The sequence below is a fragment of the Jeotgalibaca sp. A122 genome (assembly GCF_052266715.1).
GTDB lineage: Bacteria > Bacillota > Bacilli > Lactobacillales > Aerococcaceae > Jeotgalibaca.
This window is the reverse complement of the sequence record NZ_JBQPRB010000005.1, coordinates 128479-152096: the sequence shown is the minus strand read 5'-3', so window position 1 is coordinate 152096 and position 23618 is coordinate 128479. Positions and strand designations below refer to the sequence as shown.

The 23618-nt window shown below is 40.3% G+C and carries 24 protein-coding genes, 1 other RNA gene and 3 other annotated features; of the genes, 4 read left to right on the top strand and 21 right to left on the bottom strand.

Going from position 1 to position 23618, the window contains the following annotated elements:
• Nucleotides 1-10 precede the first annotated feature (10 nt).
• Together ACTU7M_RS07390 and gshAB are read right to left on the bottom strand one after the other, a co-directional pair.
• Nucleotides 11-1099 carry a hypothetical protein gene (locus ACTU7M_RS07390; protein WP_443473742.1) on the bottom strand — a complete coding sequence of 363 codons (1089 nt, stop codon included), beginning with the start codon at nt 1097-1099 and terminating at the stop codon, nt 11-13.
• Nucleotides 1096-3375 carry a bifunctional glutamate--cysteine ligase GshA/glutathione synthetase GshB gene (gene gshAB / locus ACTU7M_RS07385; RefSeq protein WP_443473741.1) on the bottom strand — a complete coding sequence of 760 codons (2280 nt, stop codon included), beginning with the start codon at nt 3373-3375 and terminating at the stop codon, nt 1096-1098. Before gshAB ends, ACTU7M_RS07390 begins: the two co-directional genes overlap by 4 nt.
• Nucleotides 3376-3527: 152 nt before the next feature.
• Here gshAB and ACTU7M_RS07380 point away from each other — a divergent pair, with 152 nt between their 5' ends.
• The 4 genes from ACTU7M_RS07380 (at nt 3528) to ACTU7M_RS07365 (ending at nt 5987) form a co-directional block, all read left to right on the top strand.
• Nucleotides 3528-4796: a replication-associated recombination protein A gene (locus ACTU7M_RS07380; protein ID WP_443473740.1), complete on the top strand. Its 1269-nt coding sequence runs from the start codon at nt 3528-3530 to the stop codon at nt 4794-4796.
• 97 nt (nt 4797-4893) lie between these two features.
• A non-coding RNA gene (gene ssrS, locus ACTU7M_RS07375) (6S RNA) lies at nt 4894-5084 on the top strand.
• A gap of 64 nt (nt 5085-5148) precedes the next feature.
• Nucleotides 5149-5433 (top strand): hypothetical protein, encoded by a 285-nt coding sequence (locus ACTU7M_RS07370; RefSeq protein WP_443473739.1) that lies wholly within the window; start codon nt 5149-5151, stop codon nt 5431-5433.
• Between the two features lie 74 nt (nt 5434-5507).
• Nucleotides 5508-5987 (top strand): universal stress protein, encoded by a 480-nt coding sequence (locus ACTU7M_RS07365; protein ID WP_443473738.1) that lies wholly within the window; start codon nt 5508-5510, stop codon nt 5985-5987.
• 112 nt (nt 5988-6099) lie between these two features.
• Here ACTU7M_RS07365 and ACTU7M_RS07360 read toward each other — a convergent pair whose 3' ends face one another.
• The 19 genes from ACTU7M_RS07360 to tpx form a co-directional block, all read right to left on the bottom strand.
• Complete coding sequence (locus tag ACTU7M_RS07360) at nt 6100-7299, bottom strand: acetate/propionate family kinase (protein WP_443473737.1); 1200 nt, start codon at nt 7297-7299, stop codon at nt 6100-6102.
• Between the two features lie 50 nt (nt 7300-7349).
• A complete protein-coding gene (locus ACTU7M_RS07355; protein ID WP_443473736.1) occupies nt 7350-8354 on the bottom strand; it encodes a class I SAM-dependent methyltransferase in 1005 nt (334 codons plus the stop codon).
• Between the two features lie 112 nt (nt 8355-8466).
• A complete protein-coding gene (gene rpmA / locus ACTU7M_RS07350) occupies nt 8467-8751 on the bottom strand; it encodes a 50S ribosomal protein L27 (protein ID WP_443473735.1) in 285 nt (94 codons plus the stop codon).
• A 31-nt stretch (nt 8752-8782) separates the two neighbouring features.
• A complete protein-coding gene (locus tag ACTU7M_RS07345) occupies nt 8783-9121 on the bottom strand; it encodes a ribosomal-processing cysteine protease Prp (RefSeq protein ID WP_443473734.1) in 339 nt (112 codons plus the stop codon).
• A 14-nt stretch (nt 9122-9135) separates the two neighbouring features.
• Nucleotides 9136-9444 carry a 50S ribosomal protein L21 gene (gene rplU / locus ACTU7M_RS07340; RefSeq protein ID WP_443473733.1) on the bottom strand — a complete coding sequence of 103 codons (309 nt, stop codon included), beginning with the start codon at nt 9442-9444 and terminating at the stop codon, nt 9136-9138.
• Nucleotides 9445-9459: 15 nt separating this feature from the next.
• Nucleotides 9460-9532 (bottom strand) — a sequence feature (ribosomal protein L21 leader region).
• Between the two features lie 52 nt (nt 9533-9584).
• Entirely contained in the window at nt 9585-10808 is a 1224-nt protein-coding gene (locus tag ACTU7M_RS07335) for an MFS transporter (RefSeq protein ID WP_443473732.1), read from the bottom strand.
• 85 nt (nt 10809-10893) lie between these two features.
• Nucleotides 10894-11568, bottom strand: coding sequence for an amino acid ABC transporter ATP-binding protein (locus tag ACTU7M_RS07330; protein WP_443473731.1), 675 nt, complete (start codon nt 11566-11568; stop codon nt 10894-10896).
• An 11-nt stretch (nt 11569-11579) separates the two neighbouring features.
• On the bottom strand, nt 11580-12215 hold the full coding sequence (locus ACTU7M_RS07325) for an amino acid ABC transporter permease (protein ID WP_443473730.1): 636 nt from the start codon (nt 12213-12215) through the stop codon (nt 11580-11582).
• A 14-nt stretch (nt 12216-12229) separates the two neighbouring features.
• Nucleotides 12230-12997 (bottom strand): amino acid ABC transporter substrate-binding protein, encoded by a 768-nt coding sequence (locus tag ACTU7M_RS07320; RefSeq protein WP_443473729.1) that lies wholly within the window; start codon nt 12995-12997, stop codon nt 12230-12232.
• A 19-nt stretch (nt 12998-13016) separates the two neighbouring features.
• A complete protein-coding gene (locus tag ACTU7M_RS07315; protein ID WP_443473728.1) occupies nt 13017-13814 on the bottom strand; it encodes an amino acid ABC transporter substrate-binding protein in 798 nt (265 codons plus the stop codon).
• A gap of 123 nt (nt 13815-13937) precedes the next feature.
• Nucleotides 13938-14191, bottom strand: a binding site (T-box leader).
• Nucleotides 14192-14267: 76 nt separating this feature from the next.
• On the bottom strand, nt 14268-14795 hold the full coding sequence (mreD, locus tag ACTU7M_RS07310; protein ID WP_443473727.1) for a rod shape-determining protein MreD: 528 nt from the start codon (nt 14793-14795) through the stop codon (nt 14268-14270).
• Nucleotides 14795-15649, bottom strand: coding sequence for a rod shape-determining protein MreC (mreC, locus tag ACTU7M_RS07305; protein WP_443473726.1), 855 nt, complete (start codon nt 15647-15649; stop codon nt 14795-14797). Before mreC ends, mreD begins: the two co-directional genes overlap by 1 nt.
• Nucleotides 15650-15681: 32 nt before the next feature.
• Complete coding sequence (locus ACTU7M_RS07300) at nt 15682-16701, bottom strand: rod shape-determining protein (RefSeq protein WP_443473725.1); 1020 nt, start codon at nt 16699-16701, stop codon at nt 15682-15684.
• Between the two features lie 250 nt (nt 16702-16951).
• Nucleotides 16952-17152 (bottom strand): cold-shock protein CspD, encoded by a 201-nt coding sequence (gene cspD / locus ACTU7M_RS07295; RefSeq protein ID WP_443473724.1) that lies wholly within the window; start codon nt 17150-17152, stop codon nt 16952-16954.
• Nucleotides 17153-17293: 141 nt separating this feature from the next.
• Complete coding sequence (gene radC, locus ACTU7M_RS07290; RefSeq protein ID WP_443473723.1) at nt 17294-17980, bottom strand: RadC family protein; 687 nt, start codon at nt 17978-17980, stop codon at nt 17294-17296.
• Between the two features lie 75 nt (nt 17981-18055).
• A complete protein-coding gene (locus ACTU7M_RS07285; protein ID WP_443473722.1) occupies nt 18056-18700 on the bottom strand; it encodes an HAD family hydrolase in 645 nt (214 codons plus the stop codon).
• Nucleotides 18701-18702: 2 nt separating this feature from the next.
• On the bottom strand, nt 18703-20004 hold the full coding sequence (locus ACTU7M_RS07280; protein ID WP_443473721.1) for a bifunctional folylpolyglutamate synthase/dihydrofolate synthase: 1302 nt from the start codon (nt 20002-20004) through the stop codon (nt 18703-18705).
• A gap of 57 nt (nt 20005-20061) precedes the next feature.
• On the bottom strand, nt 20062-22707 hold the full coding sequence (locus ACTU7M_RS07275) for a valine--tRNA ligase (protein ID WP_443473720.1): 2646 nt from the start codon (nt 22705-22707) through the stop codon (nt 20062-20064).
• Between the two features lie 95 nt (nt 22708-22802).
• Nucleotides 22803-23027 (bottom strand) — a binding site (T-box leader).
• Between the two features lie 33 nt (nt 23028-23060).
• Nucleotides 23061-23552, bottom strand: coding sequence for a thiol peroxidase (tpx, locus tag ACTU7M_RS07270; RefSeq protein ID WP_443473719.1), 492 nt, complete (start codon nt 23550-23552; stop codon nt 23061-23063).
• Nucleotides 23553-23618 lie beyond the last annotated feature (66 nt).

Sequence of the window (23618 nt, the reverse complement as noted above, 5' to 3'; positions counted from 1 at the left end):
TCTATTATGCCTACAAGCCCATGAAGCTACCAAGCCAATCATGTAGCGTTTTTTGTAGGGCTAATTCTGCCTCATTAAGATTTTGATCGATTGTGTCTGACTTTTGGACAAGAATGGCTTTGGCTTCTTTTACTTTCATCTCAACAAAAAATTTGTAAGCCACTTGTGTGCGTCGGGATCGATTATAATATCCCAATAGAACAGGGTAAGCCTTTATCTGTTCCATCAATGTCTCCGCTGCTTCTTTCCTACCAAAAATAGCATGGCAAAATAGTAACTCACTGGTTAACATCTGTCTATAAGGTGAAGATAGATAATGCCACTTTTCTTGATAAGCACCCAATAGTTGGTCTGCCCTTTCAAAATTCAATTCCGATAAGGCGCGTTGATAAGCAATCAAGAGAACATATTCTCCTAATCTGGATTGGCCGTAAGTACCGTCCTTAACTTCTGAAAAATACTCCTCAGGAATTTCTGAGAAAGTTTTGCCCTCCTCGAACAAAGCGGAAAGTTCTAATTGTTTGAAATACAGCTTTTTTGAAACTTCAGATTTTCTGATTTCGCGAATCACACTGCCATCGGTAAAACCCAGCGGAACAATATTCATCAGGAATAACAGAAACGGCGGCAAACTCAAGGCAAATAAGGTGAAACTGATTGGAACAGGTAAGATAAATGAACCCAAATAGAATAACATGGCAGTTAGAAAGTTGACAATTAATCCGCCCGCTAAATAAAGAAAATAAGGTTTTTCATTGTAGTTACCTTTTATCGGTGGCTTCATCAGACATTGCCCCATAAGTCCCGGTACACGTGTTGATAATTTTTTGAACTGCTTTGTCTTCACCTCATAACGAAAGTTGGGCATTTGAAAGTAGACGAGTTCGTATCCAGTCATTTTCCCGAACACATAATGTCCAAACTCATGTAAAAAGATATGCACATATCCGGTATACACGGCTATCAAAATCACAATGACCATTTGAACGAACGGAACATTGTCAGCCAAGGTTTGGAAAGTAAGCCCATTCCCATAGAGATAGCCCACACCAAGAGCCAACATCGCAATTAAAACAAAGAGTCTATGGATTCCTCTCATATTGGATCCCCCTTAATATTCATTTCGGGGAATAACAAATCCAATACATCCAATGTCAAACGTTGTCCTTCACCTTCATGCGGGTAAATATGCATCATCATGGCTGGGTTGAAGTTTGCTTCGATTACACCATAACCAGGCGCCTCTTTCGTTGAGGGTTGACGATAGTCAGGAATCATCATATCTACCCCTGAAAACGTCGCGCCTACCGCTTTAGCAATCCCCACCGCAATCTCTTTATAGCTCTCATGCATTGCTGCCGTCATGTCAATGGAATCGCCACCTGTGCTGATATTGGAGTTATCACGCAAATACACAGTCGTGCCTTCAGCCGGAATATCCGTCATCACATATCCCTGTTCCTCCAAAGCCAATTGTTCGATTTTACCAAGCTGAATCAAGGTCAACGGTGTGCGATGATTCATCCCGCGTAAGGGATCCTGATTCTTGATTTCAACCAATTCTTCAATCGTATGAGTGCCATCTCCTATTACATTCGCTGGAATACGCAATAGAACCGCTTTGGTTTCATCTCCGGCTACGAAGAAGCGATATTCCGTTCCTGGAACAAAGTCCTCTACTAAAACAGTTGAATCTTCCTCAAATGCGATTTCAATCGCTTTACGATAATTCTCTTCACTTGCGCCCTCTTTGAAAATAGAAATGCCCAGCCCATAATTCGTGGACTTTGGCTTCACAACAAAGCGTTTAGCTTTAAATAGACCATAGTCGCGCAAAGCTTCCGCTACATGATGGTATTCTTTGCTTGCCGGTACAATATAGCCATTATTTGCCAATATTTTTTTGGTTACCACTTTATTCGCCATGACTAATGAAGAAATATAAGTATCTAAAGAAGTCATATTTCCATTCTTTACATACTCTAAATGTTCTTGGTATTTAAGGGACAGGAACTGGTCCTCAACATCCAAAACATCGACTTTCAAGCCTTTTTGGATTGCATCAAAAATCAGGATTTGGGTGGAAAGCTCCATCGTCTCAAAGCCACGTAATGCGTATGGTCGTTCTTGAGCGGCCTTCTTGTAGGCTTTTGCCTGTTCGATCACCCAACCTGTGTAGTCTGCTTCGTAAATTGCGGCTAGTTGCCCTGCCAAGGTCAATTCCGGATTATTAAAAGCGGCTATTTTTTGGTCAATGATTGGTGTTTCCAAATTCAATTGTGTCAACATTTCTTGTATGCCACTAAGAATTGCAAGACCTTCCTCATAGTAAGCCGACTTACTGTGTGGGTGCTCCAATGCTGTGTTGAAGTTCATTTGTTTACCAATTTCCAAATCCGCTACCGTAGCTTCATCATCCATCCAAATTAAATACATTAAGAAATAATGTATAAAATGTATGTCGTCGGCTTCAATACCAAATTCAGCGAAAGGATTCAAGTCCAGCAAACGGAATTCCAGATAAGAAATACCATTTTTGAGTATTTCGCGGGCATTTTTGCCACCGCGGAACCGGACTGTTGAATAAAATTCTTTTTCTTCAATCAGTTTTCCATCTTTAACCATCTGTTCAATCGTCTGAACATAATCTTCCATGGATTCAAAAGAAACTTTTACATCGTCATTATTGACATAACCATGGTGGCTACTACGAATACTGCGAATCAAGCCTTCAGGAATATCACTGGGTCTTTCTTCATTTTTGAAAAATTCCGGCTTCGCTTCAATGGAAGCACCTAATAAATAAGTTAATAGCCATTGATAGCGGAAAAAATTGTGGGCCAGTTTTAAATAAAGACGCGACTGGAAGTCCTTGAAGGCCATCTCGCTGGCTTGTTCTTCATACAAGGCATGTACAAAATCTGGATGGAATTCGAAATTATAATGAATACCACTCACCATTTGTTTTCTCTTTCCATAAACGTCCACTAAATACTCCCGGTAGGCAACGTCATCCGCATTATCTAATTTTGCGACATGGATTTCATCCTCTGTCGGCATAAAAAGTGGTGAACTTGTTGGCAATAAATATTCGTTTTCGGGTATCGTCCGCAAAGAAACATCATGAATAGCTGCAAGCCAATTCATGACTTCTTCGACACTATTTAACGGTGGCGTAACCAGCTCCATCTGGGTTTCTGCGAAATCTGTCTGGATATAAGGATGGAAGTTCCGATTGCCGAACTCATCGGGATGGTCAGTCGTCGTAATCGTACCATCGGCAAGAATTCGTTGCGATTCTTTTTCAATCCCAAAAATTGCTTGGGTAAATAAAGGTTCTAAATTACTGCGTTTAATATTTTCTTTAATGTTCATTCGGTTTGCTCGCTTTCGTCGACAATTTTCACTATTCTCATTATACCTGTATTCCGGTACTTTGATAAGAAGATAGCTTCATTTTACCAAACGAATGTTTGTTCCTTTTTGTTGAATGGATTATAATGGTGAAGACAAAGGAGCGAGTATATATGAAAAAGCCATTAGCCTATCGGATGCGCCCTAAAAACATTGATGAAGTTGTTGGCCAGCAGCATCTTGTTGGCCCTAATAAAATAATTCGCCGTATGGTGGACGCAAAGATGCTTTCTTCCATGATTCTCTATGGACCACCGGGTACCGGTAAAACGAGTATAGCCAGTGCCATTTCGGGTTCGACGCATTCCGCATTCCGACAATTGAACGCTGCGACCGATTCAAAAAAAGATTTACAAATTGTGGTCGAGGAAGCGAAGTTCTCCGGGCAAGTTATTTTGCTCCTGGATGAAATTCACCGATTGGACAAACCGAAACAAGATTTTTTACTGCCCCACTTGGAGAGCGGTCTAGTCATTTTAATCGGGGCCACAACCGAGAACCCTTATATTAGTATCAGTCCGGCCATTAGGAGCCGAACGCAAATATTCGAAGTGAAACCACTCAGTATCGATGATATGGTTATTGCGATTAAACGTGCAATGACAGACGAAGTAAATGGTTTAGGCGCTATGTCCGTTGAAATGGATGAAAATGCGTTGCTTCATTTCGCCCGAAGTTCGATGGGCGATTTACGCGGTTCGTTGAATGCTTTGGAGTTGGCAGCTTTGTCCACGCCGAAAGATGAAGACGGAATCGTGCGTATTTCTTTGGAAGTCGCTGAAGAATGCTTGCAACGCAAGGCATTGGTCCATGATAAAGATGGTGATGCGCATTACGATGTGATTTCGGCTTTTCAAAAATCCCTTCGCGGGAGTGATGTAGATGCATCTCTTCACTATTTAGGCCGCCTCTTGGAGGCTGGGGAACTGATTGTGGTTTGTCGGCGTCTATTAGTGATTGCCTACGAGGATATTAGTTTTGGCAATCCGGCAGCGGCAGCGCGGACGGTATCGGCCGTCCAGGCTGCTGAGAAGCTCGGATTACCCGAAGCCCGTATTCCTTTGGCCCATGCAGTGATCGATCTGGCGCTGTCCCCGAAATCAAATTCAGCTATTGAAGCCATTGATGCTGCGATGAGTGACATTCGTGCCGGCAATGCTGGTGAAGTGCCAATTCACTTAAAAGATGCACATTACAAGGGAGCTGAAGCCTTGGGCCGTGGGGTTTCCTACAAATACCCCCATGCTTATGAAGGGCATTGGATTGCGCAACAATATTTGCCCGACAGCATCAAAAATGCTTCTTATTATAAACCTGTTGTGACCGGAAAATACGAACAAGCATTAGCCCAACAGTTAAATAAGTTGACAAATAATAATTGATGTGCTCGCTTACAATGCTGGTTTAAGTGCGTTCTTGGTATATTTTTTTGAGTTTATTTGTTGCATAACCGAATACGATATGCTACTATACTTATAAGAAGTTCTGAGGTGTACGATATATTCTCAATGTGTTGACCGAACAAATAATTACTACATTGGGATCCTTGATAAATGCTTGGATAGTAAGCCACAACATTTGGAAACTAGAAAACATTTTGTGGAGCCCACCTGCTTATATCGCGGGTTCAAAACTAGTAGAATACTAAAAACGGCACCACCGGAATTTTAAATAAAGTATTAAACTTTAGAAGCCGCTCATTCGAGCGGCTTTTAATTTTGTAGGTGAAAACAGATGATAAAAATTTTAATGGGACTCTTTGCCCTGTTGTTAGGGATTGTCTCCTGGTTTTTCTTTAATAAGGCATCGGAGGCTTTCTCCGTGTTGTTGCAGAACAAACCAAAACATCGCTTGAATGGTTTCTGCCGATTAAACGGTTGGGTTTATTTAGTCTTTGCCCTTTTCTCTGTTTCCGGTATCGTGTGGGACACAATGCCTTTCATTGCCATTATTTTGGTTGTGGTATCTGTTTACACGGCAAGTGTTGCTTGGCGCTTAGCGGCCTTCCTTAAAAATTAACACAATCCTTTATAATTTTTGTGAATTCGGTTACAATTAGGGTGTAATCAACATTTATGAATGGAGTGGTTAAAATGATGGAAGATTATAAAACAATCCTTTCACCGGTGGATGGTTCAGAAGAATCGGAACTGGCTTTCAGAAAAGCAATCCATGTAGCAAAAAGAAATAATGCTAAATTATTAATCGTGCATGTTATTGATACGCGGGCCATCCAAACGCCTTCCGGTTTCGAGGGGAATTTCACTGATGAAATTATTCGCCAAACTAAAATCATGATGGATCGTTACGTAGAAATCGCACGCGAACGTGGCGTAGAGAACATTGAAACGATTATTGACTATGGCTCTCCAAAAGTTATGATTGCCAAGGAAATTGCTGTTGAGCATCATGCTGATTTGATCATGATCGGGGCGACGGGGCTAAACGCAGTAGAAAGACTATTCATCGGTTCGGTGTCTGAATATGTTATTCGTAACGCACCATGTGATGTTACAGTTGTGAGGACGGATTTAGAAAATCATCGTCTCCATAGTGAAATAAATAAAAAATAGACAAGGGGCGGTCTCACGTAGCATACAAACAACCATTTCCTTTACCAACACCAATTAAAAAAGCCATCTCAAAACCGAATTTCATTCGGATTTTGAGATGGCCTCTTTTTTATTAAGCTAAATTACCTAAACGCAATACATCGCGTAGAATAACTAATTCTTCGTCAGTTGGGATAAGTACAACTTTAACTTTAGAATCATCCGTTGAGATAACGCGTTCTTCACCACGGACATTGTTTTTCTCGTCATCGATTTCACAACCGAACCAAGTCAAACCGTCAATAATAATTTTACGTGTTGGAGCGGAATTTTCACCGATACCAGCTGTGAAGACGATAGCGTCTACACCATTCATAACTGCAACGTACTGACCGATGTATTTTTGTACACGGTTATAGAAAATGTCCAACGCAGTTTGTGCTTGTTCATTTCCTTCTTCAGCTGCTGTTTCGATATCACGCATATCACTGGAAACACCAGACAAACCTAGTAAACCAGATTTTTTGTTTAGGATATTAACCATTTCCTTAATATCTGTGATTTCCAATTTGTCCATCAAATATGGCAACAAGGAAGCATCGATGTCACCAGAACGCGTTCCCATTGTAACACCAGCTAATGGTGTGAAGCCCATTGATGTATCGACAGATTTTCCGCCATCTACAGCAGTAATGGAAGCACCATTACCTAAGTGGCAAGTGATGATTTTTAAATCTTCTAATGGTTTACCTAACAATTCAGCTGCACGTTGTGCTACATATTGGTGGCTTGTTCCATGGGCACCATATTTACGAGCCGCAAAATCTTCATAATATTCCATTGGAATACTGTATAGATAGTTTTCTTTAGGCATTGTTGTATGGAATGCAGTATCAAATACAGCAACACTTGTAATTTCTGGCAACAATTTTTTGAAAGCGCGAATCCCTGTAGCATTTGCTGGGTTATGAAGTGGTGCTAAATCGCCCAAGTCTTCAATTTTAGCTAGCGCATCATCATCAATTAGTGTGGACTCTTTAAAATGTTCTCCACCAGCAACAACACGGTGACCAACACCCGTAATTTCGTTGAAGTCCGTAATAATTCCTAAATCTTTCAATTGCGTCATTAATTTTTCAACGGCAATTTCATGATTATCAATGTCTTCTACCACATTGAATTTTTGGCCTTCACCATATTTAATTGTAAAAATGGAATCTTTCAAACCAATTCTTTCAATAATCCCAGATGATACTGTTACTTCTCCTGGCATTTGGTATAAAGTAAATTTCAAACTAGAACTACCAGCATTAATCGCTATAATTTTAGACATCATTTTCGCTCCTATCAGGTTTTGTTAATACACATAAAATATTATAGCATTTATTTCGCCCAATTGTTGAATTGAGATAGAAATCCTTGCATTTTTCTTGCATCTTTTATGTCCGGAATAGTGCCCAAGAGGACTTCTTTTACTTGTTTCGCACCATTGCCTGTTTTTTGTAAAATAAGGATGGATTTTTGCAATTGCTCGGATTGGAATAATGTTTCAGGAAGTTCCAACATGCCTTGCAAATAAGCATGGCCTTTTAACCATTTCATAAAGACGCCTTTCTTATCGCTTTCAATTAAATTCTTCGGAACGATAAAGAAGCCCCAGCCACCTTCTTTTAGATACTTCACATGTTGTTCAATAAGCAAGAAGTGTGCAAAGGAATGTCCGTCTTCGTAGGCCGTCTGGAATTTTTCAGCCCGATTATCCATTGGATAGTAGCCAATAGGTAAATCGGAAACCGCTATGTCACTGGGTCTGATCAACAATTCTTGTAAACTATCAGAATGAGTAAAAGTTAATGCTTCACCCCACTTTTGCAAGTGGCTACTATTTGAAGCCAAAGCTACCAACAAATCATCGTTGTCAACGGCTTCTGCTGTTACTTTATTACCTCTTTGTTCCAAGTAGTCCATAATGACCATCAACAGATTACCTGATCCAACAGCTAAATCATGGATATGGAGTTCTTCTTTTTTATCTTGTTTAATGGCATCAATGAAATATGCCATCAAGAAAGCAATGGTGTCAGGCGTCATCTGGTGATTGGATTGAATTTTATCCGATTTAATGGCTTTAATAAAACCGAGTTGAATCAATTTACGAATTACTTCTCGCGATTCTTCTTCAAGATGTAATTTACGATAGAATCGATTCAATTTTGCTACAGTCTCATCCGATGGCAAACCATCCAATTGCTGTGCCTTACCCTCATAAGCCAGATTTTGAATTGTTTCTGTCAGTGCTTCAACATATGAAACATCCAAATCATTCTGCAATAAGGTTACAGCTTCATCCAAAATCTGAAATAATTTTTCTAGCTTTGATGTATTCATTACAGAACCCTTCCTTCTGAACGCTTTTACTAAAAAAAAACTTGCGTTAGGTTAATCCCTTCGCAAGTCTTTGTGTGTATGAAAATGGGTTGATTGGTAAAACCAATCGTTATTATTGAGCTGCTGGGTAAACAGATACTTGTTTTTTGTCGCGGCCTAGACGTTCGAAACGAACGATTCCGTCAACTTTAGCGAACAATGTATCGTCGCCACCTCTGCCTACGTTAACACCTGGGTGAATTTTTGTTCCGCGTTGACGGTACAAAATTGAACCACCGGATACGTGTTGTCCGTCTGCACGTTTAGAACCTAAACGTTTGGATTGAGAATCACGACCGTTTGAAGTAGATCCACCACCCTTTTTAGTAGCGAATAGTTGTAGATTAAGTTTCAACATGAGTTGCACCTCCCTGGTACATATTTTCTGATTAAATGGTCTCAATAGTTACATAATCAGGATAGGTATTAGCCACATCCTCAAGTGAGAAATACAAATGCTTCAACAAAATTTGTGTTACCTGCGCTTGTTCTGCTGAAAGATTTGGCTTGATTTGGGCAAATAGATATCCGCCTTCGTCATCCGCTTCTTTAACAGTCATCTGATGGGAAACCATCTTGTCAATACTGTTCACTGTTTCAATTGCTAAAACTGAAACCGCCGCACAAACAATGTCTTCTCCCGCCTCAGCGTAACCAGCATGGCCAGTAATTTCAAAGGAAAGAATCGCTTCATCTTCTGAATCGATAATAAATTTTGTATTAATCATTGCTTTCACATCTCTTATGCGTTGATTGCGTCGATCATAACTTTTGTATAAGGTTGACGATGACCTTGTTTACGGTGAGAATCTTTTCTTCTCTTGTATTTGAAGGTTGTAACTTTTTTCTCGCGGCCTTGTTTTTCAACAGTTCCTACGACAGTTGCGCCTTCTACGAATGGAGCACCAATTTTAGTGTCATCTCCACCTACGAATACAACTTCCTCAAAAGTTACTTGGTCACCAGCTTCAACGTTCAATTTTTCAACGAAGATTGGTTGTCCAACTTCAACTTTCAATTGTTTTCCACCTGTTTTGATAATAGCGTACATATTCTTGCACCTCCTCATTAGACTTAGACTCGCCGACCAGAGTGTCCTTTGGGAACTTAAGACTCCTTACGTGCGGTTGTAGCTGTGGTGCGCACATTTACAACATGAGTATTATACCAAACCTACTCATAGACGTCAAATTATATTTTTACATTTTCTGGTGTTTGGTGATAACGCGTTTTAGCGAATTCCTTGATAGTCATCATGACTACGAAACTTGCCAAATAGCTGAATGATAAGTAGGTCATGACCGTTGTTACATTCCCAACATCCATCAAGAAACCGATGATAATGGATGAGAAGCCACCGATTGCACGGCCGACATTGATAACGAGGTTATTTGCCATAGAATGAACATGTCTTGGATAGAGTTTACTGACGATAGCCCCGTAACCAGCGAACATACCATTTACGAAGAAACCAACCAACGCCCCACCCAATAGCATGGCAAACTCGTTTTTAACCAAAGTGAAAAGGAAAACAGCTGAAGCTGAAGCCAGTAAGAATAACCCATAAGAAAAGCGTGGACCAAAGTTATCCAGAATGCGTCCAAAGAATAGCATACCCAATGACATTCCGAGAATTGTGGAAATCATCCATAAAGAGCTTCCGGACACGGATAAACCAAGACTTTGTTGCATGATTTGTGGCAACCAGTTCATCAGTCCGAAGTAACCCCCGATTTGAACGATAGCCATAAACATCAAGGAAACTGTTTGGCGTGCTAACTTTGGCGTTTTGAAAAGTTCCCCGTAGGATGGCTTTTCTGTTTTTTCCACTGTACCGTGTGACTCCAGTGATTTTTCCAATACGTCATCTGTGACATTGAAATGAACCCATGCCACAATCAATAGTGGCAATAGACCTAATAAGAAGAGATAGTTCCAACCTAATGTTGGCAGGATGATGCTGGCCAGTAAGGCTGCGAAAATATTTCCGACCATGCCGGCAACACCGTTATACGCTGACATCTTGCCCATTTTGCTGGCAGGTGTCACTTTTGCCAATAAACTGATGGCGATGCCGTATTCCCCACCGGTTCCGATTCCCGCCAAGAAACGAAGCACATAAATGGTTGTCATATTCGTAGCGAAAAACATGCTTGCGGTAGCCAGGGAAAACAATAACAAAGTAATCTTGAATAATTTCAAAGTCCCGTATTTGTCTGCCAAGTAACCAAAAATAAGTCCGCCTAACAACATCCCAAAGTTCGTGATGGTTGAAATGGATCCAGCCTGTGTATTGCTAATACCCAGGTCAACGATAATTGAAGACAAAGAAAGGGACAGAAACATATTCGTTAAATCGTCTGTTCCTGACCCAATGATTGCAGCACGCTGCACAAGTATTTTATTTTTTTCCATAATAATCTCTCCTTAAAATGAATGCTCTCGTCATTCGTTATTTTAGTTCTTCATCATTATACAAGTATCTGTTTTATTTGCAAGGTTATTTGACAAATTCTGAAGAAGAGATTAATCGGGTTCCATATTTTTCTCCGAAAGGTGTATCATGGGTAACGATCAAAATGCCTGTTCCCTTTTCCGCAATCCCTTGAATGAGATTACCGATGCTGTCAGCTGATTCACGGTCCAAAGCAGAAGTCGGTTCGTCAAAACACAATACTTTAGGATTCAACATCATGGCACGTGCAATCGCAACCCGTTGTTTTTGGCCGCCTGACAATTGTGATGGCATCTTATCCAACTGATCTGCGATACCCATTTCCGCCAGCAATGCTTCTGCTTTGGCATTCAATTCAGCCTTTGTCCCTAACTTTTGGGAGAGTGGCGCTTCCAACAAGTTCTCACGAATCGTGAAATTCGGGAACAAAGCATAGTCCTGGAAAACCATGCCGATTTTACTTTGGTACAATTTACGCTTTTTACGGGAAACATAGGCTGCACCGCGCTCCGTATCTTCAAATAAGGGCGTATCTTCAATAGTAAGACTACCACTATCTGCCGATTCCAAATTATTTAAAATGCGCATCAAGGTCGTTTTACCGGTACCAGAGCGACCAGTCAAAACAACGATGTCCCCCGCATCGATTGTGAAGGAAAAATTTGCAATGACTGCTTGATTATGATATTTTTTGGAAATATTTTTTGCTTCTAATAACATCCGGTACCCTCCTAAAACTTCCTTTTTGCTTCAAGCGTATTTAAGATAATCGTGATAATCCCTGTAACGGACAAGTACAAAACACCAACCCCAAGGAACGGCACGAGCGAGGCATAGGTATTAGCTGCAATTTGCCCTGCCCGTAATAATTCCCCGATTCCCAGGATATAAACCAAAGATGTATCTTTAACCAAGGAAATAATTTCATTACCAACTGATGGCAATACAATGCGGAAAACTTGTGGCACGATAATTCGCACAAATCCGCGTAATTTCCCAATCCCCAAAACCGTGATGGATTCAAATTGATCACGCGGAATTGCCAAGATACCCCCACGGAATATTTCCGCATAATAAGCTGCATAGTTAATAATAAAGGCTAAAATCGCTGCCGTGAACCGATCCATAACGATACCAACAAAAGGGAGGCCAAAGAAGAAAAACATTAACTGTAGCAGCAATGGCGTTCCCCGCATAATGAAAATATAAACTTGAATAAGTGACCCGATCCAACGTGGTGCATATACCCGGATGATCGCAATCAAAAATCCTAAAGGGATACTCGTTATAGCCACGATAAAGAAAATTTGCAAAGAAATGAGGAAGCCGTCCCATAATGATGGCCAAATCGTTTGAATAAGTTCCATTTTAACCCTACTTTCTATTCAGAGAAGAACCAATCATCATATATTTCATCAAAGGTTCCATCTGCTTTTATTTCTGCTATTGTATCATCAATTTCTTGTTTCAATGCTGTATCTTCTTTACGAAGAGCTACAGCCATTTCGTCTTGCCCGAAGTCATCTTCCAGAACGCGGAAAACATCTTCTTTCCCGGCTTGTTTCACATAATAACGCCCATATTCTGAACCGACTACTATGGCATCCACCCGACCTGCTTCCAAATCCATGAAACTATTATTATTCGATGGATAAAGAACCAAATCTCCGCCCAACTTATCATAAATACCGGAAGGATCTTCCTTGATTTTATCGATTGAGCTAGAAGATTGTTGTGTTGATAAAAGTTTACCTTCTAAATCACTCTTTTTTTGAATGTCGCTGTCTTTACGTACAAAGATAGCTTGGGATGATTCCAAATAAGGTTCACTCAACAATACTTTTTCAGCCCGTTCCGGTGTCACAGCATAACCATTCCAAATTAGGTCAATATTTTTCGTATTCAATTCTGTTTCCTTCATCGACCAATCGATTGATTGAAATTCCACTTCGTAACCAAGTCTATTCATTGTTTCTTTAGCCAGATCAACATCAAAACCAATCACTTCATTATTTTCATCCAGAAATCCCATTGGGGCAAACGTTTCGTCCATACCAATTATGATGGTTTCTTTTGTTTCGGCAGTCTTTTGATTGCCACAGGCTGCCAAGAATAGGGATGCCATTAAGAAAAAGATCTTTTTTTTCATCATCATTCTCCTCCTTCGCTTATTCAGCAAACCATTTCGCATAGATTTCATCATACTTGCCGTTTTCTTTCAATTCTGTCAAACCGTCATTAATTGCTTCCTGAAGTGCTGTATCTTCTTTTCTCATACCAACACCATATTCTTCATCACCGAAATCCTCATCCAGAACTTTAAATTTGTCGGAGCCCTTTTGTTTCATGATGTAACGACCTAATACTTCATCAACAACGATGGCATCACTACGGCCACTTTCCAAATCATTGAATACATCATTAAAGGTTGGGTATAGAATCGGCTCGCCACCGTCAAATTCTTGTACAATGCCTGTTTCATCAGCATTCATGGCATCTAAAGTCGCGGAAGCTTGTTGCGTTGCTACTGTCGCCCCTGCCAAATCTGATTTCGTTTCGATATCGCTATCAGACAGTGTTACAATGATTTGAGAATTTTCCAGGTAAGGATCACTGAAAGCAACTTTCTCTTTACGCTCTTCCGTAATCGTATAGCCATTCCAAATCAAATCGATATTGCCAGCATTCAATTCTGTTTCCTTCATTACCCAATCAATCGGTTGAAATTCAAATTCAACACCCATAATTGCGCCAATTTCTTTCGCCAAGTCAACGTCAAATCCTACAATTTCACCATCTGTATCACGAAAACTCATAGGTGCAAAGGTTTCATCCAATCCAACCGTATACGTCTCTTTCAAAGTCTCATTTGTCTCTGTAACAGTTGATGATTCATTTGTTGCAGTTTCAGATCCACATGCTGCTAACAGTGCACTGGATGCTAATAATAAGAATAATTTTTTCATGATTGGTTCCTCCCAGATCTTTCATCATTTTTTATCCCTATTCGAAATGACATGATTTTGCCGACGTTCTGTTGGCTGCAGTCCAACAAAAAAACGCCCCTTGATTCTCTATGATATAGAAAATCAAAGGACGATAGCTTAATTGCTTCGTGGTTCCACCTTTATTTGTAATGCCCTCACGAACATTACCTTATCGCGTTCATTGTTAAAACGCTAGTGCTGTAACGGGCACCCCCGAGTCTACTTACTCGCGAATAAATTCTTTTCAGTAGTCTTGCTCCGAGATGTGTTTTCATTTTCTCCATACACCTGCTTTCACCGACCGCAGGCTCTCTACCGAATGAATGAAAATTACTTTTTCTCTTCTTCGCATTTCTTTTAGGTAAAATCATAATAACACAGAATTTTTTAAAAACAAGTATTTAAACAAATTTTTTTAATTTGTTTCTCATTTTAGACACTGTACATCCATTTGCTCAATTTAAGCAAGGGAACATAAAGCAAAGCTAAAAAGAAGAAATTCAAAAGAACAGTTGGGCCAAGACGGGTGGCGATAAAAGTGCCAAACGACAAATCAGCCATTCCTAATAAGGAATAGACGCCAAACACGAAAATTTCCACATAGCTGATGCTAAGGAAGTAAACAATAAAGACTGCGACCGGTGCAGTTGTCAAAAACCTCTGACTCCGTTTCACTAAATAAATGCATGAAGCAATGGCAGTCACATAGATACCCAGTATTCCCGTGTAGTAACTGTCGTACATAATGCCAAACAATAAAGCATAGAGAAATAATGGTTGTTTGGGAAAAAGTAAAGTAAATACAACAAACAACAGTAACAATATCCTTGGAACTAATACATAGTTTTGATCCAAAAAACTGGCGGAAAAAATATTCATGACAATACCATCCATGACCAATCCCAAAAAAAGAAGGATAGGAATCAGATAAACATGATTAAGCGTACGATTTTGCACCATTACCGGGAAACCTCGCTTCCCCTTTGGATGATAGTCACGTAAAGAATTTCAGCTATATTACCAGCTGGTTCGATTGTAACTTCCTGGAACAAACCAAACTCATCCATGCGCACTTCCTTTACAACTCCTATCAATAAAGATGCCGGTGATACACCACCTAAACCAGAAGTGATGACTTGCTTCCCAACCTCTATTTTGGCTTTTGGATCAATTTCGGACATGATCAATAGTCCATTTTCCGTTTCATAGTCATCCACAATACCATGAACTGGTGTATCGGGCATTTGTATTTCTGCCGACACACGATTTACCGATTGATTGGCCGTAGACAATAACAAGATTTTAGCAGTAGTTGGACTAACTTCGGCTACACGACCAATCAAACCATTGCCGGACATGACAGACATATCGACTTCCACACCATCTTCGCTACCTTTATCAACCACAATTTGATCGATCCAAGTGTCAGGATTTCTGGAAATGACGGTTGCGTTAATATTGGAGAATTCGGACAGACTACTTTGTAATTCTAACTCTTGCTTCATGCTTACATTTTCTTGCTCCAGTTTGGATATTCGCGCTTGCATGTTATCCATAGCATCTATTTTTTGTTTCAATTGTTGATTTTCTTCGTAGGTATGAAGCAAATTATCAACAGAATCGACAAATCCATTTACCGTTTCGGCTGGCTTCGACATAACGTTCGCTGCTAGACCGGTCACATCATTTATGAACAATTGCGGAAGCGATGCGTCCTCACGGTTTCGCGACATAGAAAAGGCAATTGTACTGATAAAAATGATCACGGAAATCAGCAACACAATCATTCTTTTATTATTGAAAAACTGATTCACCTTAAAACCTCATTTCCTTTCCTTTTCCCCCATTAGTAGGTGTTATGTTTCTTTAATTGTTTTATATTTTTTAGATTTTCACCAATGCCTGCTACAACACTATCCAGGGGATTTGTTACAACAGTAACGGAAATTCCCATTGCTTTGGAAATTACTGTATGAATGTCATTTAACAAGGCGCCCCCACCGGTCAAGAAAATCCCATGGGTAATTATATCCGCTGCGATTTCCGGTGGTAAATGTTCCAGGACTGAAGTGATGGTTGCAATAATTTCCTGCAATAATGGCTGGAGGGCTTCGGAAATATCTCTTGCTTCTATTGTAAGTTTTCTGGGGAGTCCTGTTTTTACATCCCGGCCTTTAACTTCTTTATTTTCATAGTAAGAGGCTGCTTTCAAATCTGCTGAACCACTTTTCATCTTGAGGGTTTCAGCAGTGCGAGACCCGATTGCTAAGGCATACTTTTCCCCAATATAGTTACGGATGGCTTCATCCATTTTGTTTCCTGCTATAGGTATCGCCTTACTGGCTATGACTCCTCCCAGAGATAAAACAGCAATACAGGTTGTCCCGCCTCCTATATCAACAATAAAATATCCCGTTGGTGTATAAATGGGCAAACCCGCGCCAATTGCTCCAGCAAAAGGCTCATCCAGTAAAAAAGTTTCTTTGCTCCCTGCTTCCAGTGACGCCTCAATAATAGCACGTTTTTCAATTCCCGTAATACCTATTGGGGTACAAATCATGAGATATGGTCTTTGAAACGAATATTTTGTCGTTTTTTTAATAATATTCCTAAATAGCGCAACCGTCGTATCATAATCAGCAATCATACCTTCTTTTAAAGGCCTTGACGAAACCACATTTCCCGGTTGTTGTTCCAAAAGCTGAATGGCTTCATCACCAATGGCCACTATTTTTCCATCTTGAAGATTACGGGCAACAATTGCGGGTTCTCTATAGACAATACCCTTGCCTTCCATCCAGACAACAATATTTGTCGTACCTAAATCAATACCAATTCTTTTGGCTCTTAAACTTATTGCCGACAAAAGATTCATCCTTCCATATGCTCATCGTATATCTTCAATATTTTACCACAAATTGAAATCCGAAAAAATCGAAAGCTAAAAATATTTGAAAATGTAACATTTTCTTAAAAAAAGGTTCTTGGTTATCTGGAATTGGTGAAGGAAATGCCTACCAACACCATAAATAATAGAACTAAAAAAATAGAAAATGAGATAACAAAAAAGCTGAGACAAATGAATGTCTCAGCTGTTTATTATCAACTAGGAAAAATTAGATTTTTTCTACGTTTGATGCTTGAGGTCCACGGTTACCTTCAACGATGTCGAAAGAAACTGCTTGTCCTTCTTCTAGAGATTTGAAACCGTCACTGTTGATTGCTGAGAAATGTACGAATACATCATCTCCGCCGTCGCGTTCGATAAATCCAAATCCTTTTTCTGCGTTAAACCATTTTACTGTTCCATTTTCCATGAAAAATTCCTCCTCGTGCAATTTGCACAAATATTCTGTTATTGCAAATGGTACGATCGGAATGTTCATGACATAACTTTCTTCCCTTACAAAAACGTACCCTTATTATAACCAGACTTTTAAATTATTGCAAGTCTTTTTCTAAATTATTCCATATTCCTTTAAACTGATGTAATTTTGGTCGCCGATAATAAAGTGATCCAGGAGCTCAATCCCCATCATCTCGCCACATTCGACCATCCTCCGCGTAAATATCAAATCTGCTTCCGAGGGCTCCGGATTTCCAGAGGGATGGTTGTGACCCAAAATAATCCGGGCAGCAGAAAAACGAACGGCTTCCCGAAATATTTCTCTCGGGTGAGCGACACTACTATTTAGACTGCCGATAAAAATGGTTTTCTTTTTGATGATTTCATTTTTAGTATTTAAATACAATGCGATGACATGTTCTTGTTGTAGATCGCGCATTTCTTGTTTAAGCAAAGCCCCTGCCGTTTTAGTTGAAGTAATGACGCCACTCTTTAACTGTGTCGTCTGAGCAAGGCGTAACCCAAGTTCAATGCAGGCTTTGATTTCAATCGCCTTCGTTTCTCCTATGCCATTAATCGTCATTAGTTCCTCAACGGAAGCCATTTTCAAGGAATGGAGGTCTTCGAATTCATTCATCACCCGCATCGCAAGCTGTAAAACGTTACTGTCTTTAGGGCCGGTGCGTAACAAGATAGCTAACAGTTCATGTGTTGCCAAAGCTTTCTCGCCGTATTGTGCGAGCCTTTCCCTCGGTCGGGATGATTTTGGGACTTCTCTTACTAATGTTGTTTCTTGCATACTATCTCTCCTTTTTACTCACTATAGATATATACGCAAAAAAACCGCAAAAGTTTTATTTTATTTCCCAAAACCTTAAAATAATGTTCTAATTTCGTCCAAGTCGTTCACAATTGCGATGGTTTTAGCTCTTGCTTCTTCATTTGGAGCAATTAAATCTGGCACCATGATGACATCAATTCCCGCTGAAAAAGCTGAACGGACACCATTCAGTGAATCTTCCAAAATCAGACAGGCTTCTTTTTCATGGTTTGTCAGTGCGTGTGCTCTTTCAAAAATAGCGGGATGCGGTTTGGCAAACTCAACATCTTCTCCACTAATTTTCCTTGAGAAATAATGAGAAAGCCCTTCTTTCTCTAGGAAAAAGTTTATATCGTAATGGCGATTGGACGAAGCAAGAATTAATTCCTTATCCAACTCTTTAAAATGATGCAGTAAAGCTTCCAAACCCTTTTTATGGGGAACACCATTCAATTCTATCAAACGGTGTAACTCTGCCCGATAATCATTGCTCAACTGGTAAGCAATGTCATAATCACCAAAATCCTCCGTATACTTTACTAAACAGTCTTTATCGGACATGCCTACTGATTCTAAATAATAATCTTCTGTAAAGGGGACACCTAACTTTTTAGCGATACTCATTTGAGCCTGGCAAACTAATTTTTCTGTATCAAACATTAAACCGTCCATATCAAAAATAATAACTTTTTTATCCATGTCTATCCCTCCATAAGAAAGTGGCGTACTTCGGATAAGAAGTATAAGGATCCCGTCACCAACAAAATTTCATCTGAGGCTAATTTTCCTTTTAATTGTGTCAGTGTTTTTTTCCAATCTTCATGGTAAGTTGCATCAGAAACGCCAAGGCGTTCTTTTAAATCTTTCAATGTTGCGACCAGTGGAAAATCAAAGGTCGTTAAATGAATATCGTGATTAGGAATACGCATTAACCAAGGGCCTATTTTTTCAAGTTCCTTGGTTGTGAGTGCCGCAAACAGGACTTTTATTTTTTTATCGGAAAAATTCGTATTGATGGCATCCAGCAATACGGCCATTGCCGGTTCGTTATGAGCGCCATCCAGGATGATAAAAGGATCCTGCGAGATAATCTCCATTCGAACTGGCCAAAAGGCTTGGCGGAAGCCGGCCAAAATCGTCTTTTCTGAATAGTTTAATTTTTGGGCCTTACAGAATGTCATAAAGGCCATGAGTGCTGTTGCTGCATTGTCGATTTGGTGATGGCCCATCAAAGCAATTTCGATGTCATCCAATTTTAATTCGGGCGCTTTAAAATCGAAGTGTTCATGGAAGTCTCTGGTAGTCGGCTGATTCACGGCAATGAAATCATCTTGATAAGCCAAAACAGGACTTTTTTTCTCTTTTGCCATGTCTAAAATGACTTTTTTGGCAGCACCCTGGATATTCCCGATCACCAGTGGTACACCGTTTTTGATGATACCTGCTTTTTGAAAGGCAATTTCTTCTATCGTATTTCCAAGTATCTGCAAATGATCCATTCCGATTGTCGTAATCATGGTCAGTTTCGGTGCAGCTACATTCGTACTGTCGAATAAGCCACCCAATCCTACTTCCAGCAAGACAACATCTGGTTGAATGCGGGCAAAATGAAGAAACATCATCGCCGTCACCACTTCGAACTCTGTTAAAGGACCTAACTCCGTTTCCGAAATTTCAGCGTACAGTGGTTGAATCGCATTCGCCAATTCCAAAACTGCATTGTCGGAAATCTGTTCCCCATTTATACTGATTCGCTCATTGAAACGCATAATATGCGGTGATGTGAAGCTTCCCACGGTGTGTCCAGAGGCTTTAAACAAGCTGGTTAAATACGCAACAGTAGACCCCTTCCCATTGGTTCCGGCAATATGAATGGCCGGAAACTTTTTCTCGGGATGGTCTAATTTCTCCATTAGCCATTCCATTCGTTTTATTCCTGGTTTAGGCCCCATTCCTTTACGGGTATGAATCCAGTTCATTGCTTCTTCATAAGTTGTAAACATGCTTCCACCCTTTGCAAAAAGATGGCTGGGAATACTTCTCAGCCATCTTCATCATTTTTATAATTGTGCTTTTAAGCTAGCGATGCGTTCGTTGACAGTCGCCAATTTTTCTCGGTAATCTTTTTCTTTTGCACGTTCACCTGCAACAACAGCTTCAGGTGCTTTGCTTACGAATTTTTCATTACCCAGTTTTTTTACAACCCGGTCCACTTCTTTTGCAAGCTTCTCTGCTTCGCCTTCCAAACGAATAATTTCGTCTTCCAGTTTAATCAAGCCTGCTAATGGCATCCGTACTTCCCCACCAGAAATAATCGCTGTAACAGCCTCTTCCGTTGTTTCCAGATTTTGGCCGATTTCCAAGCTTTCTGGATTACAGAAGCGGATGATATAAGCTTCGTTCGCAGTGAAAATGTTTTCTGTTGCATCATCATTTACATTGATCTGCATTGGTACTTTCTTCGATAATGGTGTATTCATTTCATTACGGATATTCCGTACTCCACGAATCAAACCTATCAATTTGTCCATGGCCGTTTCCGCTGCATCGTCGACCAAATTTGCATCCGCAACTGGATACTCAGCGACCACGATTGAATCACCTTGATGTGGTGCATTTTGCCAAATTTCTTCTGTAACGAAAGGCATGATTGGATGCAACAAACGCAGAATGTTGTCCAATACATGTGCCAAGATGCTACGCGCTGTCAATTTAGCCGCTTCGTTATCACCTTGAAGCACTTCTTTGGTCATTTCGATGTACCAGTCACAGTACTCATCCCAAATAAAGTGATAGAGCAATTTACCGGCTTCACCAAATTCAAATTTCTCAAATAATTCGGTTGCTTTCGCAATCGTACGGTTCAATTTAGACAGAATCCATTGGTCAGCCAATGTTTTCTCACCTGTTAAATCAATTTGATCATAGGTTAATCCGTCAAGGTTCATCAATACATAACGGCTTGCGTTCCATATTTTATTGATGAAGTTCCATGATGCATCCATTTTTTCATAACTGAAACGCACGTCTTGTCCTGGGGAGGAACCATTTGATAGGAACCAACGCAAAGCATCAGCACCATATTGATCAATAACATCCATTGGATCAATTCCGTTACCTAGGGATTTACTCATCTTACGGCCTTGTTCATCACGAATCAAACCATGAATCAACACATTTTCAAATGGGCGTTTTTCAGTAAATTCCAAAGATTGGAAAATCATCCGGCTTACCCAGAAGGAAATAATGTCATAACCCGTTACTAATGTGCTAGTCGGGAAATACCGTTTGAAGTCTTCTGATTCCTCATCCGGCCAACCCATTGTTGAAAATGGCCATAGGGCAGAACTGAACCATGTGTCCAATACGTCTGGGTCTTGTTCCCAATTTTCGATATCGGTTGGGTCTTCCATGCCAACATACATTTCGCCAGTTTCTTTATGGTACCAAGCAGGAATACGGTGTCCCCACCATAGTTGACGGGAAATAACCCAGTCATGGATGTTTTCCATCCAGCGTGTAAACGTATTTTCGAAACGTTCCGGGAAGAACGATACTTTATCATCCGTACCTTGATTTTCGATTGCTTTTTCAGCAAGAGGTGCCATTTTTACAAACCATTGTGTCGAAATAAGCGGTTCGACCACCACATCAGTACGCTCAGAGTGACCAACACTGTGGACCATCTCTTCAACCTTAACCAAGAAACCTTCTGCATCCATATCTTTAACAACAGCTTTGCGTGCTTCGAAGCGATCCATACCTTCGTATTTACCCGCTTCTGCATTCATTGTCGCATCGTTGTTCATAACATTGATTTGGGGCAAGTTATGACGCAAACCTACCTCAAAGTCATTTGGATCATGGGCTGGTGTAATTTTAACAACGCCGGTTCCGAAATCTTTATCAACGTAGTCATCGGCAATAATTGGAATTTCACGATTCATCAACGGTAACATAATTGTTTTTCCGATTAAGTGAGCATAACGCTCGTCTTCAGGGTGAACGGCTACTGCTGTATCTCCCAACATTGTTTCGGGACGTGTCGTTGCCAATTCAACGAAGTCAGAACCATCAGTCAGTGGGTAACGGAAGTGGTAGAAAGCACCATTTACATCTTTATGGATGACTTCGATATCCGACAATGCTGTTTGCGCTTTTGGATCCCAGTTGATCAAATAAGCACCGCGGTAAATCAAGCCTTTTTCATAAAGGGTTACAAACACTTTGCGAACGGCGTCCGACAATCCGTCATCCAAAGTGAATCGTTCGCGTTCATAGTCAACGGAAATCCCCATTTTTTCCCATTGGTCGCGGATGAAGCCAGCATAATCTTCCTTCCATTCCCAAACCTTATCGACAAAAGCTTCGCGTCCTAAATCATGACGGGAAATACCGTCTTCAGCAAGTTTAGCTTCAACTTTTGCTTGGGTTGCGATACCTGCATGGTCCATTCCCGGCAACCACAATGTGTCATACCCTTGCATGCGTTTCATCCGAATCAACATATCTTGCAAAGTAACGTCCCACGCGTGACCCAAGTGCAAACGTCCTGTAACGTTTGGAGGCGGGATAACGATGGAGTAGGGTTTCGCATCTTTATTTCCGCTTGGACGGAATAATTTGGACTCCACCCATTTTTTATATTTTCCTTTTTCAACTTCTTGCGGTTGGTATTTTGTAGACATTTGGTCTAACTGTGACATACTTTCATTCCTCTCTCGTGTTTAAATGAAATGCAGTGGTGGCGTCAATTTGGTGGAATAAACGCCGCTTTAAACAAAAAAATCGCCCTGCAAAATTGCAGGACGAATAAATTTCGTGGTACCACCTGAGTTTATGGGCATAATAATCCCATGTCTCGTTTTGATAACGGAGCTATCTCCGAGTAGGACTACACAGCACTGCCTTCATCCCACTTGCTCCTGGGCTACCTTCATCCAGCCGGTTAAAAAAGCTTTCACCATCCGCTTTTCTCGCTATGTAACCGTGCTGCGATTACTCTTCCCAGTTCAATCGCATTTTTCTCTCCAATAGTCTACCATCAAAACCCAAAATTTTAAAGTAAATCTTTTGCAGCTTCTACTGCTGCATCGTAATTTGGTTCTTCAGCCATTTCCGGAACCAATTCACGGTATGCTACTTCATTATCTTCTGTTAAGACAAATACACTACGCGCTAATTTATCCAATTCTGGCATCAAAACACCAAATGCTTTAGCAAATTCACCGTCTGTATCAGTCCACATATCGATATCCAAACCTTTTGCAGCACACCATTCATTTAATTCTTCTGCTGTATTTTTAGAAACATTCACTAAACGAATGCCTTCGATGTTGGATGCTACCTCGTTGAAGGAACGTGTTTGTTGATCACATACACTTGTCGCGATGTCTGGGAATACGCTCAAAATAGTCACTTGACCTTTAATTGTTTCGTCTGTAACTGTTTCACCCTTAATATTTTTCAAAGAGAAAGTTGAAACAACATCCCCTACAGCTGGCAATGGACCTTCTACTAATGTTGGTTTACCTTTTACTGTAATTTCCATCCTTATTCCTCCTATTAATTTGATATCTTCATTATACCAATGTTAAGTGGAAAAGTAAGCGATATG

Bases quoted from the DNA above. Each gene is read 5' to 3' on its own strand.
- ACTU7M_RS07280 (WP_443473721.1), bottom strand. From the start codon at position 20,004: ATGTTTACAACTTATGAAGAAGCAATGAACTGGATTCATACCCGTAAA.
- ACTU7M_RS07390 (WP_443473742.1), bottom strand. From the start codon at position 1,099: ATGAGAGGAATCCATAGACTCTTTGTTTTAATTGCGATGTTGGCTCTT.
- ACTU7M_RS07320 (WP_443473729.1), bottom strand. From the start codon at position 12,997: ATGAAAAAAAAGATCTTTTTCTTAATGGCATCCCTATTCTTGGCAGCC.
- rplU (WP_443473733.1), bottom strand. From the start codon at position 9,444: ATGTACGCTATTATCAAAACAGGTGGAAAACAATTGAAAGTTGAAGTT.
- radC (WP_443473723.1), bottom strand. From the start codon at position 17,980: ATGCAAGAAACAACATTAGTAAGAGAAGTCCCAAAATCATCCCGACCG.
- cspD (WP_443473724.1), bottom strand. From the start codon at position 17,152: ATGGAAAATGGAACAGTAAAATGGTTTAACGCAGAAAAAGGATTTGGA.
- rpmA (WP_443473735.1), bottom strand. From the start codon at position 8,751: ATGTTGAAACTTAATCTACAACTATTCGCTACTAAAAAGGGTGGTGGA.
- ACTU7M_RS07370 (WP_443473739.1), top strand. From the start codon at position 5,149: ATGATAAAAATTTTAATGGGACTCTTTGCCCTGTTGTTAGGGATTGTC.
- ACTU7M_RS07325 (WP_443473730.1), bottom strand. From the start codon at position 12,215: ATGGAACTTATTCAAACGATTTGGCCATCATTATGGGACGGCTTCCTC.
- ACTU7M_RS07315 (WP_443473728.1), bottom strand. From the start codon at position 13,814: ATGAAAAAATTATTCTTATTATTAGCATCCAGTGCACTGTTAGCAGCA.
- mreD (WP_443473727.1), bottom strand. From the start codon at position 14,795: ATGGTGCAAAATCGTACGCTTAATCATGTTTATCTGATTCCTATCCTT.
- ACTU7M_RS07275 (WP_443473720.1), bottom strand. From the start codon at position 22,707: ATGTCACAGTTAGACCAAATGTCTACAAAATACCAACCGCAAGAAGTT.
- tpx (WP_443473719.1), bottom strand. From the start codon at position 23,552: ATGGAAATTACAGTAAAAGGTAAACCAACATTAGTAGAAGGTCCATTG.
- ACTU7M_RS07345 (WP_443473734.1), bottom strand. From the start codon at position 9,121: ATGATTAATACAAAATTTATTATCGATTCAGAAGATGAAGCGATTCTT.
- ACTU7M_RS07285 (WP_443473722.1), bottom strand. From the start codon at position 18,700: ATGGATAAAAAAGTTATTATTTTTGATATGGACGGTTTAATGTTTGAT.
- ACTU7M_RS07335 (WP_443473732.1), bottom strand. From the start codon at position 10,808: ATGGAAAAAAATAAAATACTTGTGCAGCGTGCTGCAATCATTGGGTCA.
- ACTU7M_RS07380 (WP_443473740.1), top strand. From the start codon at position 3,528: ATGAAAAAGCCATTAGCCTATCGGATGCGCCCTAAAAACATTGATGAA.
- ACTU7M_RS07330 (WP_443473731.1), bottom strand. From the start codon at position 11,568: ATGTTATTAGAAGCAAAAAATATTTCCAAAAAATATCATAATCAAGCA.
- ACTU7M_RS07365 (WP_443473738.1), top strand. From the start codon at position 5,508: ATGATGGAAGATTATAAAACAATCCTTTCACCGGTGGATGGTTCAGAA.
- ACTU7M_RS07355 (WP_443473736.1), bottom strand. From the start codon at position 8,354: ATGAATACATCAAAGCTAGAAAAATTATTTCAGATTTTGGATGAAGCT.
- ACTU7M_RS07360 (WP_443473737.1), bottom strand. From the start codon at position 7,299: ATGTCTAAAATTATAGCGATTAATGCTGGTAGTTCTAGTTTGAAATTT.
- gshAB (WP_443473741.1), bottom strand. From the start codon at position 3,375: ATGAACATTAAAGAAAATATTAAACGCAGTAATTTAGAACCTTTATTT.